Source organism: Rhizobium terricola, from assembly GCF_012927355.1.
GTDB classification, from domain to species: Bacteria; Pseudomonadota; Alphaproteobacteria; order Rhizobiales; family Rhizobiaceae; genus Allorhizobium; species Allorhizobium terricola.
Map to the genome: position 1 here is coordinate 542,926 of NZ_JABBGK010000001.1, position 12,481 is coordinate 555,406.

Consider the following 12,481-nt stretch of genomic DNA (forward strand, 5'->3'; position numbering starts at 1 on the left):
CGTCACGCGTCAGGGCGGCGGCGGTAGAGATAGGCGTCGGGCAGCCCGAGGCGCCTGCAGGCCTGAACCGGCGCCGAGGACGGCAACAGGATGCGCTCGGCCGCAAAGGCGGCTCCCCTGACCATGGCGCGCTGTGCCGGCGTCAGCTGAAAGGCGTGTTGCAGGCCGAGCCGGTCACGCACCCAGCCCGGAAGCAGTTCCACGGCGGCCTTGATGAGCAGCGTCTGGAAGGGACGGAACAGGCGTGGCAGGACCTGGACCTTGCCGACGATGTCGAGAAACTCGAAAACCACGTCCGATCTCACCAGCCGCGCCCGCATCACCTCGAACAGCATGTTCATTTCCGCGACCGAGCTAGGCGCGTTGGTCGCGCCGTAGAGCAGGGCGGCGGGCTTTCCCTCTGCAAGGAAACGGTTGCGGGCTGCGTCGGAGAGAGGCCGTGCGTAGCGGTGATAGGCCTCCATGAAACCGAAGGCCGCGGTCGCCTGGACCCAGTCGAGCAGGATCGGATCATCTGCCCTGTAGCTTCGTCCGTCGCTGGTCGTGCCCGCCACCGTGCCATGCCGGCGGTTGACGCCGGCGATCATCGCTTCGGCCTTGCTGCGGGCGCCGTAGACGGTGACCATCGCGGCAAGCCCGGTGCGCTGCATGCGGGTCAGGGCATCTGTCCGGAAGCTGCTGTGCTGCCAGACGCCATCGCGCACATGCGGCTCGGCGAGCGCGAGCAGCACGGCGGTGATCCCACCGATGAAGACGGTCACGGGATTCTTGAATACCTGCCACGAGATCGAATCGGCGGGCGCCAGAGCTTCTTCCCCCGTCGGCGTGGCGAAGTCGAAGGTCATGCCCTGCGGCTGGGAGAGCTTGAGGACCAGTCCATCGAGCCTGCGGCTCAAGGGGCGGGGCAGGGGCAAGGGCGAAAGGGCAAGTTGCATCAGGGACCTCCAGGGCATTTCAATGCAGAAGCGCCCTTCGTTGTTCCGCATCGTTCGGTGTGCCTTGCCTAGCGGGGCGGGATCCGGCGCACTTCCAGCCCGTGTTTCGTCATGTCGAAGCCGCAGCTCCGGTAGAAGTCGAGAGTGCCGGGCTGCTTTGCGCCGGTCATCAGGCGTACGGCGTAGCAGTCGGCCGCGAGCGCGGCGTCAATGGCAGCCTGGACGGTTCGACGCCCAAGTCCCGTGCGCCGGTGCCCGGCGTCAGTGACCACATTCTCGATGAAGGCATAGGACATGCCGCCGCGCGTCAGGTTTGGCACAACGATCAGCGTGCAGGTGCTGGCGAGAACGGTGCCGGCGAAACCGCCGAACACCGTCATCCCGTCACGGCGGAGTATTTCAGCGAATTGTGTCTCGGCCAAGACCGGAGAAAGGGGTAGATCGTTCGCGACGAGCTGGCGATAGAGCGACAGCAGGCCGGTAAGATCGTCCTGCTTTAAAGCGCGGACCGAGATTTCCTCCGCCATCGGATCGCTCCCCTTCGTGGCCTCACTTGCCCTTCTTCGCCTTCACGCCCAGCGCCTCGGCGCTGATCCAGAAGACCGCGTCGGCTTCCTCGGTGGTCTCGACCCAGAGGAAGTCGAGATCCGGGAACTCGGCCTCGAGGATGTCGCGGCCGCGGCCGATTTCGCAGAGCATGCCGCCGCCGGGATTGAGATGTTTGGGGGCTTCGGCAAGGAGCGTGCGGACGAGGTCGAGGCCGTCCTCGCCGCCGTCATGGGCCATCACCGGTTCGGCGCGGTATTCGGCGGGGAAGGCGTCGAGCGCCTCGTGGTCGACATAGGGCGGATTGGTGATGATGACGTCGAACTTGCGGCCGGCGAGGGGGGCAAACAGGTCGCCCTGGTGCAGGGTCAGCTGATCCTTGAGGCCATAGGCCTCCACGTTCTTTTCCGCGACGGCAAGCGCATCCGCCGACAGGTCGACGGCATCGACGCTTGCCATGGGGAAGAAGCGGGTCGCGAGAATGGCGAGGCATCCCGAACCGGTGCAGATGTCGACGACGCTTTCCACGGCATAGGGATCGGGCAGGAAGGTCGAATCGAGCTCGCTGGCATATTCGTTGAACAGGATCTCGCCGATATGGGAGCGGGGAACGATCACCCGTTCGTCGACGAAGAAGCGCATGCCCTGGATGTAGGAGCGCCCGGTCAGGTAGGCCGACGGCTTGCGGGTCGTGATGCGGGCCTCGATGCGTTCGGCGAGAAGGCGACGTTCTTCGGGCAGGAGCCTGGCGTCGAGGAAGGGGTCGAGCGTGTCGATCGGCAGGTCGAGGCTGTCGAGCACGAGGAACGCGGCGTCATCGACGGCATTGGTCGTGCCGTGGCCGTAGCTCAGTCCGGCGGCGTTGAAGCGCGAGATCGCGTAACGCCAGTAGTCGCGCAGGGTGGCGAGGTCGGTGGTGATGTCTTGGGTCGCCATGATGGGCTCCTGCTTTCGGTTCATTCTGTTGGTGCCGGCCGAGCGGCGGCTCGCGCCTGCCGAAGCCGGGTTCTCGTCGGATTTAGGTGTCTCAGTCGGATTTCGGGCCGAACATTCTCTTGAGCATCTCGGCCATCGGACCCGTCTCGGGCAGCTTCTTCGGCTGTGCGGAGTTGCGGGCCTGACGGATGTGCGACTGGCCTGTCTTCTGGGGCGCGTCACCGGCCTTCTTCGGAGCCGGCTTTTCCGGTTCTTCCTTGCCGCCGGTCGCAAGAGCCAGCTTGTTCATCAGCTTCCCGTCATCGCCCTTGACCAGCATGTCGGCATTGTCGGCGATGGCGTCGAGCAGCGGGTCGAGCCAGGTCCGGTCGACCTTGGCGAAATCGCCGAGCACATGGGCGTGCACCCGGTCCTTGTCGCCCGGATGGCCGATGCCGAGGCGCAGGCGGCGATAATCCTTGCCGCAATGGGCGTCGAGGGATTTCAGGCCGTTGTGGCCGCCGTGCCCGCCGCCGGTCTTGAGGCGAACCTTGCCCGGCGGCAGATCGAGTTCGTCGTGCACGGCGACGATGTCGGCCGGGCCGAGCTTGTAGAAGCGCATGGCCTCACCGACCGAATCGCCGGACAGGTTCATGAAGGTCTGCGGCTTCATCAGCAGCACCTTCTCGCCGGCGATCTCGCCCTCGGCGATCTCCGCCTTGAACTTCTTCGACCAGGGCGAGAAGGAATGGCGCCGATGGATGGCATCGACCGCCATGAAGCCGATGTTATGGCGGTTGTCCTGGTACTTCGCCCCGGGATTGCCGAGTCCCGCTATGATGATCATGAGCCCGTGTCCGTCGATTTCTACGCGTGACCCTCTCAGCACAGCGAAACGGGCGCGTTGTCAACCCGCCCGGACGACGGAAGCCTCACTGACCGAGCGGCATGCCGTATTTGACGAAGATTTCGCGCTGGGTTCCGTCGGCGATCAGCTTGTCGAGGCCGGCCTGCATTTCGGCCAGCAGCGCATCGGGGAAGTTGCTGTTGCAGGCAACCGAGAACTTCTGTTCCGAAAGCACGAACAGCGCCTCGATCGCATTGCCTTCGGCCCGCAGATCCTCGTAGTACTTCTCCGAGATCGGCATGAGGTCGATGCGGCCGCTCATCAGCTTCTTGAAGGTGAGCTTCAGGTCGGCCGCGAGGTCGATCTTGGGGAAACCGTTCCGCTCCAGGAGGTCCTGCGTGTAGTCGTTGCGCTGGGTGCCGACCACGTATTGGCGGGCTTCCTCGACGGTGTGCGGCTTGAGGCCCGACGCCTTGTTGGCGATCATCACGTTGCGGTCGATGGCGAGCGGCTCTACCCATTTGAACCGCTTGTCGCGCTCGGCGATGTGAGCGGTCGTGAAGACGCAATACATCGTCTCGCTCTCTGCCAGCGAAAGCGCCCGCGCCCAAGGCATCATCTCGACCGTGTAGTCAGCCTTGACGGACTTCATCAGCGCGACGACCTGGTCATAGCCGACGCCGTGATAGGCGCCACCTTCACGAAAATTGTAGGGTGGATAGTCTTCGGTGGTGAAATGGATGGTGGTGTCGGCGGCGGTGGCGGCGCTGGCCAGCCCGATCGACAGGAGAAATGCGATGACTCTCATATGCACTTTCCTTCCTGATGCTGACTTGGGGTTCAGGCGACCGAGCTCTCGCGATCCTGTTCACCTGCTGCTTCGATGAGGCGTGCGACAGGCTGGGGTCGGGCAAAGAGATAGCCCTGGCCCTTGTCGACGCCGAACTGTTCGAGGATGTCGCGCTGCTCCGCCGTCTCGATGCCCTCGGCGACCACCGTGCATTCCATCTTGTGGGAGATTGCGGTGATGCCTTCCACCAGCATGCGGCTCTTGTGGCGCAGTTCGGGTTCGCCGCCGGTGAGCGAGCGGACGAACGACTGGTCGATCTTGACGATGTCGACCGGGAAGCGGTTGAGGTAGCTGAGCGAGGAATAGCCGGTGCCGAAATCATCGAGGGCGATCCGGCAGCCGAAGCGGTTGAATTCGTCGAGAATGGTGCGGATCTGCGGGTTGTCGTGCAGCAGCGTCGCCTCGGTGATCTCGATGACGAGGCGATGCGGCGCAATGCCGTAGCGCGTGGTGAGCGCGGCAAGCCGGATCGGCAGTGTCGGCTCGAACTGCAGGGGTGAGAAGTTGATTGCCAGATAGGCTTCGTTGTCGCCTGTCGCCTTCGAGACGCGGACCAGGTTGGCGAGCGCCTTGTCCAGCATGCAGTTGCCGATGCGGATAATCGCGCCGGTCTCTTCGGCGACCGTGATGATATCGCTTGGCGGGATCGTGCCCTTTTCCGGATGCTCGAGGCGCATCAGCGCCTCGTAGCCGACAACCCTTTCGCTGGCGAGATCGACGATCGGCTGGAAATAGGCGTCGAACCAGTCGTCGGCAAGCGCAGCCTCGATGTCACGCTCGATTTCGGCGCGCTGGCGGGTGGTGTCCTGGATCAGCGGATCGTAGAGCACCGCGCCGTTCTTGCCGTCCCGCTTCTTGCTGTACATCGCCATGTCCGACTTCTGGAGCAATTCGGCGGCATTGCTCGCATGGCGAGGATAGAGCGCGACGCCAACGCTGGCGCTAAGGCGAACGGTTGCGCCGTTCACCTGAAGTGCCTCGTCGAAGATGCCGCACAAACGGTGGCTGAGCTCGAGGGCGTCGTGCTCGACGTTCGGCGAGCGCAGCAGGATGGCGAATTCGTCGCCGCCGAGGCGGGCGGCGATGGCGTCGGGGGGCAGCAGCGGTTCGATGAGGTCGACCAGCAGGCGCAGCACGGTATCGCCGGCCTGATGGCCGAGATTGTCGTTGATCCACTTGAAGCGGTCGAGGTCGATGAAAATGCAGGCAAGTTCCCCGCCGGCCGCATCGGTCTTGCGGATCTCGGCGTCGAGCGCATTCTCGAAACCCTGGCGGTTCATCAGGCCGGTCAAGTGGTCGGTGATGGCCTGGCGATGGTTGCGGGCTTCGGACTGCTTGAGCGCCGTGACATCGGTCATGACGCTGAGAGACAGCGCATTTTCGCCGCCAGCGCCCTGCTTGCTCGCCTCCATGATGAGCACATCCATCAGGCTGCCGTCGGCGCAGACGAACTTGGTGGTGCTTTCGACCACGGACCGGCCGTGGCTGCGGCGGTGCTTGCGCTCGAGATAGGCCGTACGTGCCTCCTCGTCGAGAAGGTCGGCGAAGCGGCGGCCGAGCACTCGGTCGCGTTCGTAACCCGTCGCGAGCAGCCAGTAGTCGCTGACGCCGGTGATGCAGTCGTGCTCGTCGAGCGAGAACAGCATTGCGGGCGTGAGGTTGTAGATGTCGGTGGTGCGGCGGTGGGCAAGCTTCAGCTCGCGCTCTTCCTGCTCCAGCTGGATCTGCATGGCGTTGAAGCTCTTCGCCAGCCTGCCGATTTCGTCGTTGGAATTCCAGTCCACATGATGCCGCGAACCGAGCTGGCGGGTCGCCTCGATGGCGGCGGTCAGCTTCATCAGCGGCTGGATGATCATGATACGGTTGCCGAAGATCGCGCCGGCGACCACGCCGAGAACGGCGACGATGAAGATGCCGATGAGGATCAGTTCGGCATGGCGCAGCGATGAGAAGGCGTCGAAGCGGCCGTAATAAATGGTGATCGTGCCGACCGACTTCGGGCCGTCGAGGCCTTCGTAGAAGATCTCGCGCGACATCGACTGGACGCCGTTCTTCGGCCAGTTCGGCAGCGGCGGCATGGAAACATTGATGCCGCCGGAGGCGTCGCGCACCTGGACCTTGCTGACGGCATTCGCAGAGACGATGGTGGCGGCAATCTGCTCGACGCTTTCGCGGTCGAAGTCCCACATCGGCTTGGCAAGGGCCTGAGAATTGGCGGCAAGCAGGATCTCGACATGGTCCTGCAGTTCCTTGGCCGCGCGTTCGGACGACAGTGTCAGGAACAAGGCAAAGAGCGGCACCACCAGAATGAAGACGATGATCGCGACAATGGCCAGGAATCGGCTTTCGATCGACCGAGTCATGCCGCCAAGGCTCCATCAATTTTCTGACGGCCCGTGATACCTGCCAAGTCTCTAAGCTCCCCGACGCCCAACAAATCGAGGATCAAGGCTGTCACATATTTATTAAATCTGGCTAAAGCGCAGGCGGAAAGTTTTCGCGCTGTGGTAGGCGCCCTTGCTGCAAACGAAAAATCCCGCCTCCGGGGAGGCGGGATCCTCAATCGACTGTGATCCAGTCGAATTCGATCAGGCTTCTTCGGCCGTTTCAGTTACGCCGCCAGCCGGAGCAACGATCGTGGCGATCGTGAAGTCGCGGTCGGCGATAACCGGGGTAACACCAGCCGGCAGCTTGACATGCGAGATGTGCAGGCTGTCGCCGATCTTGTGGCCGGCGAGGTCGACGGTGATGAATTCCGGAATGTCGTTGGCCGGGCAGTGCAGCTCGACTTCGTGACGAACGACGTTCAGAACGCCACCGATCTTGATGGCCGACTTGTCTTCGTTGATGAAGTGAACCGGAACTTCGACGGTGACCTTGCTGTCAGCGGAAACGCGCAGGAAGTCGACGTGCATGGTGAAGTCACGGACCGGATCAAGCTGGTAGTCCTTCGGGAGGACGTTGATCTTCTCGCCGTTGACGTTGATCACGGCGACGGTGGTCATGAAACCGCCAGCGTGGATACGCTTCGTCACTTCGTTGGTGTCGATCGAGATGGCAATGGGGGCCTGCTTGTCACCGTAGATGACAGCGGGAATCAAACCGTTGCGGCGAAGTTCACGGGAGGACCCCTTACCTACCCGTTCGCGCGCCTCGGCCTTGAGCTCGTAAGAAGCGTGGCTCATGGCTTTTCCTTTCGAGGTTGTTTGGAGAGTCTCGTCGGCGCAGTCTTGGCGCCCGTCGAAACCGGAGGTTCTTTTGGGGAACCCCATCCGCGTTGCCTCCAAGGGTGTCTACACGGACGGGCGCGCTATAGAACAGAAGGGCCGGAAAGGCAAGCTTTGCCGGCAATATTCCGTACATCCGCCCCGGACCCCGTTGTGGTACAGGCCGACGCCCATACCATTCCTGGTCAGGATTGCGCGAGAGGCAAAGTGGTAACCATTCGCCGCAAGCCTTTTGAAATTGATGTTCGTTATATGGGAACTCCTTAATATACGCCGGCCGGAGCCAATGCTGAACATCCTTACCTGTATCGCGATCGATCACGATCCGGTCTTTCTCGTTTCTGCCGTCGCGATCTGTGTCTTCGGCTCCCTGCTGACCATGCGATTGTTCGGCCGGGTGCGAAGCAATCGCGGCGTTGCGCGGTTGAGCTGGCTGGCTTTGACCAGCGTGATTGGCGGCTGCTCGATCTGGACCACGCATTTTGTCGCGATGATGGGTTATGAAACCGGAGTCGCGGTCGGCTTCGAACCGACGGTGACGCTGGTTTCGCTGGCAAGCGCCGTGTTCGTGACGGCGGCGGGTTTCGCGATCGCGGGATTTACGGCTCGCGGTCCGCTGATCGAGACCGGCGGGGCGTTGGTCGGTCTCGGCATAGCGCTGATGCACTATCTCGGCATGTCGGCCTATCAGGTTCAGGGGCATCTGGAGTGGGACCAGACCTATGTGGCGGTCTCGCTGGTGCTCGCCGCCTTCTTCGGTGCGGTGGCCACGAACAGGGTCGCCCGGCCGGTGACGCGGTTCTGCCGCTACGGTGGCGCGGCGGGTTTCATCCTGGCGATCGCGGCGACGCATTTCACCGGCATGACCGCGGTCACCGTCGTTGCCGATCCGGGCGCTGCGCTGCCTTCCCACATCCTGAACGAAGGGATCATGACCGTCGTGGTGGTGGCGATCACCGTCGTCATCCTGACACTCGGCGCGACCACCTATGTCATCGACATGCAGGCCACGCAGGCGAGCCTGGCGCGCTATCGGCATCTTTCGCTTCACGATGCGCTCACCGGCTTGCCGAACCGCACCGGCTTCCTCGAACATGTCACCCAGTTGCTGGTCCGCCCCGACGGCCAGGTCGCGAAGCTGGCGATCCTCACCTTCGACCTCGACCGGTTCAAGGAGATCAACGACGTCCACGGGCATGCCGCCGGCGACCATGTGCTCCGCACGGTTGCGCAGCGATTGTCGGCCAAGCTACGAGACGGTGAATTCCTGGCGCGTACCGGCGGCGACGAATTCGTCGCGGTCTCCACACGCTACTTCAATCGCGGCGATGCGATGCAGCTCGCCCAGCGCCTCATTCGCGAGATCACCCAGCCGATCGTCTGGAAGGGCGTCACCGTCAGCGTCGGATCGAGCTTCGGCATTTCGGTCTATCCCGACAACGGCGAGACGCTCGACGACCTGCTCGCCCAGGCGGACGTCGCGATGTATCGCGCCAAGGCGACCGGAACGAACGAGATCTGCTTCTACGACATGTCGATGGACCGCCAGGCTCGCGAGCGCAATGCGCTTGCGATGGAGATGCGCAGCGGCCTGGAGCGCGGTGAGTTCGAACTGGTCTATCAGCAGCAGAACAACGTGAAGTCCGGCGAGATCATCGGTTTCGAGGCGCTGTTGCGCTGGAACCATCCGAGCCGTGGCAGGGTCCCGCCGAGCGAGTTCATCCCGATTGCGGAGAAGACCGGCTTCATCCTGAAGCTCGGTGCGTGGGTGATCGAGGAGGCCTGCCGGGAGGCCGCGAGCTGGACGCGACCGCTCCGGCTTGCCGTGAACGTTGCGCCGCAGCAGCTTGCCAAGGATAATCTTCCGGGACTGGTTGGAGAGATCCTCGAGCGGACCGGCCTGCCGCCGCAACGGCTGGAGCTTGAAATTACCGAATCCGGCATCGTCGCCGACCAGCAGCATGCGCTTCAGATCATCCGACAGTTGAAGGCGCTCGGGGTTAAGATCGCGATGGACGACTATGGGACCGGTTACTCTTCGCTCTCGACCCTGCAGCTCTTCCCCTTCGACAAGATCAAGATCGACCGTGCCTTCATCGACGAGGTGGTGACCAGCCGCCAGTCCGCCGCCATCGTGCATTCCACGCTGATCCTTGCGGCGAGCCTCGACATTCCGGTGCTCGCGGAGGGCGTGGAGAATGCCGAACAGCTCGACTTCCTGCTCGATGCCGGGTGCGAAGGGGTGCAGGGCTTCTACTATGGCAAGCCGCTGGCGAGGGCAGAGGTTGACGCGCTCGTTCGCGGGCCGCGGCCGGTGACCGCGACGGTTCCGGTGGGCGAAAGCGAAGGTTCCGGGCCACCGGAGATGAGAGCGGCCTGAGGCGGGGACGTTGCTGCAGACGATGTGTCGCAGAAGTGCGACATATGGCGTGATGGATGTGGCTGGCCGGTTGTCTTAGATAATCGTGATTGAAAGATTTCTCCTTCGCATGCATGATCGCTTTGGGAGGAGCAGATGCGTCAGCAATCCAGCCATTCGGACTTGGTCTATGCGACCGCGTCTCAGAATTCCGCGGCCGCGAGTTCGCCGATTGCGGCGTCGTGGCGGCGCTGCCTCAATGTCCACCAGCTTGCGCCCGAGGAAGGCCGCAAGCCCGTGATTGCCGACGAATCCATGTTTCGCTCGGCCCGCGAGCGCATGGAGCACGTCGTCATGGCATGTTCTGACGAGGTGGACCGTCTCTACCAGACCGTCGGCCGTTCCGGTTGCTGCATCGTGCTTTCCGACCGCGACGGGGTGGTGCTGGACCGGCGGGGTGCTGCAGGCGACGATGCGGAGTTCCGCGCGCTGGGCCTGTGGCAACAGAATGTGTGGAGCGAGGCGAGCGTCGGTACCAACGGCATCGGCACTGCCCTTGCCGACGAGCGGACCGTCATCATCCACCGCGACCAGCATTTCCTTAGCTCCAATATCGAGCTTTCCTGTGCCACGGCACCGATCCGCGACCATCTGGGCCGGGTGACGGCGGCGCTCGACATCTCGACCTGCCGCAACGACGTGAACGATATGACGCTGACGATCCTTTCCCAGGCGGTGCGGGACGTCGCCGCGCGCGTCGAGGCGACCTTGTTCCGCCAGGCCTTTCCCAGCGCACGCATCATCATGGTGCCGACCGCCAGCGCCGCAACCGCGGCGCTCATTGCCGTCGACTACGACGATCTCATCCTCGGCGCCACCAGGGCGGCCCGCGCCGCCCTGAAGCTCGACGACCAGCGCATCGCGCAGGGCCTCCCTGCTGCCGACGCGCTGCGCGAGGGAAGGGGAGAGCCGGGGTCGGATCTGGATGACGCGGAACGCGCCGCCCTGCGCCGCGCGCTCTCGCGCACCAATGGCAATGTCTCGCAGGCGGCCCAGTTCCTCGGCATCAGCCGCGCGACCCTCCACCGCAAGATGAAGCGCTTTTCCCTGCAATAGGCCGCGCTTTTTTATATGTCGCATAACTGAAACAGTGTGCGCTGCGGTATGAGAACGGGTGTCTATCGCCCAGGCCGAAAGCCCGCAATCATTCTCTCACCGGTCCGTTGGAGGGACCTTCACCAGGGAGGATGACATCATGAACATTCAAGTGCAGGCGATCGCGAGTTCGCCGTTCAGGCTGAAATACGGCAACTTCATCGGTGGCGAATGGCGCGATCCGGTCAATGGCCGCTACTTCGAAAACACCACGCCGGTCACCGGCGGAAAGCTCTGCGACGTCGCCCGTTCCGACGAACACGACATCAACCTCGCCCTCGATGCCGCCCATGCCGCCAAGGACAAGTGGGGCCGCACCTCGACCACCGAGCGCGCCAACATTCTCAACAAGATCGCCGACCGCATGGAAGCCAATCTCGAGCTTCTGGCGCGCGCCGAGACCTGGGACAACGGCAAGCCGCTGCGCGAAACCATGGCGGCCGACATTCCGCTGGCAATCGACCACTTCCGTTATTTCGCCGCTTGCGTCCGTTCTCAGGAAGGCACGATCGGCGAAGTCGACCACGACACCGTCGCTTATCACTTCCATGAGCCGCTGGGCGTCGTCGGCCAGATCATTCCGTGGAACTTCCCGATCCTGATGGCCGCCTGGAAGGTGGCTCCGGCCCTTGCTGCCGGCAACTGCGTGGTGCTGAAGCCGGCCGAGCAGACCCCGGCATCGATCCTGGTGCTGGCCGACCTGATCGGCGATCTCCTGCCGGCAGGCGTCCTCAACATCGTCAACGGTTTCGGCCTCGAAGCCGGCAAGCCGCTCGCCACCAGCCCACGGATCGCCAAGATCGCGTTTACCGGCGAAACCTCGACCGGCCGCCTGATCATGCAGTATGCCAGCCAGAACCTGATCCCGGTCACGCTTGAGCTCGGTGGCAAGTCGCCGAACATCTTCTTCGAAGACGTCATGCGCGAAGACGACGACTATCTCGACAAGGCGCTCGAAGGTTTTGCGATGTTCGCGCTCAACCAGGGCGAGGTCTGCACTTGCCCGAGCCGTGCGCTCGTGCACGAGAAGATCTATGACCGCTTCATGGAAAAGGCGATCAAGCGCGTCGAAGCCGTCATCCAGGGCGACCCGCTCGCCATGTCGACGATGATCGGTGCACAGGCGTCCTCGGAACAGCTCGAGAAGATCCTGTCCTACATCGACATCGGCAAGCAGGAAGGCGCGGAAGTGCTGACCGGCGGCTATCGCAACGAACTTCCGGGCGAGCTTTCGGGCGGTTTCTACGTCAAGCCGACCGTCTTCCGCGGCCACAACAAGATGCGCATCTTCCAGGAGGAAATCTTTGGGCCGGTCGTGTCGGTGACCACGTTCAAGGACGAGGCAGAAGCGCTCGAGATCGCCAATGACACGCTCTACGGCCTCGGTGCCGGCGTGTGGAGCCGCGATGCGAACACCTGCTACCACTTCGGCCGCAACATCCAGGCCGGGCGCGTGTGGACCAACTGCTACCATGCCTATCCGGCGCACGCCGCCTTCGGTGGTTACAAGCAGTCCGGCATCGGTCGCGAAACCCACAAGATGATGCTCGACCACTACCAGCAGACCAAGAACATGCTGGTTTCCTACAGCCCGAAGGCGCTCGGTTTCTTCTGATCCTGGCCTCTCCACAGGGAAGAGCGATGCCC

General features: G+C 63.2%; 10 protein-coding genes. 3 read left to right on the top strand and 7 right to left on the bottom strand.

Features of this window, described 5'->3' with window-relative positions; genetic code table 11:
- Positions 1 to 2 precede the first annotated feature (2 nt).
- The 7 genes from HHL25_RS02490 to HHL25_RS02520 form a co-directional block, all read right to left on the bottom strand.
- Positions 3 to 935, bottom strand: coding sequence for an oxygenase MpaB family protein (locus HHL25_RS02490; RefSeq protein WP_169586938.1), 933 nt, complete (start codon positions 933 to 935; stop codon positions 3 to 5).
- Positions 936 to 1,003: 68 nt separating this feature from the next.
- Positions 1,004 to 1,462 carry a GNAT family N-acetyltransferase gene (locus tag HHL25_RS02495; protein WP_169586940.1) on the bottom strand — a complete coding sequence of 153 codons (459 nt, stop codon included), beginning with the start codon at positions 1,460 to 1,462 and terminating at the stop codon, positions 1,004 to 1,006.
- A 22-nt stretch (positions 1,463 to 1,484) separates the two neighbouring features.
- On the bottom strand, positions 1,485 to 2,417 hold the full coding sequence (gene prmB / locus HHL25_RS02500) for a 50S ribosomal protein L3 N(5)-glutamine methyltransferase (RefSeq protein ID WP_169586942.1): 933 nt from the start codon (positions 2,415 to 2,417) through the stop codon (positions 1,485 to 1,487).
- A 91-nt stretch (positions 2,418 to 2,508) separates the two neighbouring features.
- Positions 2,509 to 3,243, bottom strand: coding sequence for an aminoacyl-tRNA hydrolase (gene pth / locus HHL25_RS02505; RefSeq protein ID WP_169586944.1), 735 nt, complete (start codon positions 3,241 to 3,243; stop codon positions 2,509 to 2,511).
- Between the two features lie 85 nt (positions 3,244 to 3,328).
- Positions 3,329 to 4,051 carry a substrate-binding periplasmic protein gene (locus tag HHL25_RS02510; RefSeq protein WP_169586946.1) on the bottom strand — a complete coding sequence of 241 codons (723 nt, stop codon included), beginning with the start codon at positions 4,049 to 4,051 and terminating at the stop codon, positions 3,329 to 3,331.
- A 32-nt stretch (positions 4,052 to 4,083) separates the two neighbouring features.
- The gene (locus HHL25_RS02515) at positions 4,084 to 6,456 is read right to left on the bottom strand and encodes an EAL domain-containing protein (RefSeq protein WP_169586948.1); all 2,373 of its coding nucleotides are present in this window, start codon (positions 6,454 to 6,456) and stop codon (positions 4,084 to 4,086) included.
- A 225-nt stretch (positions 6,457 to 6,681) separates the two neighbouring features.
- Positions 6,682 to 7,278, bottom strand: a complete 597-nt coding sequence (locus HHL25_RS02520) for a 50S ribosomal protein L25/general stress protein Ctc (RefSeq protein WP_169586950.1) — start codon at positions 7,276 to 7,278, stop codon at positions 6,682 to 6,684.
- 328 nt (positions 7,279 to 7,606) lie between these two features.
- Here HHL25_RS02520 and HHL25_RS02525 point away from each other — a divergent pair, with 328 nt between their 5' ends.
- The 3 genes from HHL25_RS02525 to adh all read left to right on the top strand — a co-directional run bounded on the left by HHL25_RS02525 (position 7,607) and on the right by adh (position 12,449).
- Positions 7,607 to 9,700 (top strand): putative bifunctional diguanylate cyclase/phosphodiesterase, encoded by a 2,094-nt coding sequence (locus HHL25_RS02525; protein ID WP_169586952.1) that lies wholly within the window; start codon positions 7,607 to 7,609, stop codon positions 9,698 to 9,700.
- A gap of 135 nt (positions 9,701 to 9,835) precedes the next feature.
- Positions 9,836 to 10,795 carry a helix-turn-helix domain-containing protein gene (locus tag HHL25_RS02530; RefSeq protein WP_169586954.1) on the top strand — a complete coding sequence of 320 codons (960 nt, stop codon included), beginning with the start codon at positions 9,836 to 9,838 and terminating at the stop codon, positions 10,793 to 10,795.
- 139 nt (positions 10,796 to 10,934) lie between these two features.
- Positions 10,935 to 12,449, top strand: coding sequence for an aldehyde dehydrogenase (gene adh, locus HHL25_RS02535; protein ID WP_169586956.1), 1,515 nt, complete (start codon positions 10,935 to 10,937; stop codon positions 12,447 to 12,449).
- Positions 12,450 to 12,481: the final 32 nt, after the last annotated feature.

Coding starts and splice junctions, on each gene's coding strand:
- HHL25_RS02490 (WP_169586938.1), bottom strand. CDS start 935: ATGCAACTTGCCCTTTCGCCCTTGCCCCTGCCCCGCCCCTTGAGCCGC.
- HHL25_RS02525 (WP_169586952.1), top strand. CDS start 7,607: ATGCTGAACATCCTTACCTGTATCGCGATCGATCACGATCCGGTCTTT.
- HHL25_RS02510 (WP_169586946.1), bottom strand. CDS start 4,051: ATGAGAGTCATCGCATTTCTCCTGTCGATCGGGCTGGCCAGCGCCGCC.
- HHL25_RS02530 (WP_169586954.1), top strand. CDS start 9,836: ATGCGTCAGCAATCCAGCCATTCGGACTTGGTCTATGCGACCGCGTCT.
- HHL25_RS02520 (WP_169586950.1), bottom strand. CDS start 7,278: ATGAGCCACGCTTCTTACGAGCTCAAGGCCGAGGCGCGCGAACGGGTA.
- pth (WP_169586944.1), bottom strand. CDS start 3,243: ATGATCATCATAGCGGGACTCGGCAATCCCGGGGCGAAGTACCAGGAC.
- adh (WP_169586956.1), top strand. CDS start 10,935: ATGAACATTCAAGTGCAGGCGATCGCGAGTTCGCCGTTCAGGCTGAAA.
- prmB (WP_169586942.1), bottom strand. CDS start 2,417: ATGGCGACCCAAGACATCACCACCGACCTCGCCACCCTGCGCGACTAC.
- HHL25_RS02515 (WP_169586948.1), bottom strand. CDS start 6,456: ATGACTCGGTCGATCGAAAGCCGATTCCTGGCCATTGTCGCGATCATC.
- HHL25_RS02495 (WP_169586940.1), bottom strand. CDS start 1,462: ATGGCGGAGGAAATCTCGGTCCGCGCTTTAAAGCAGGACGATCTTACC.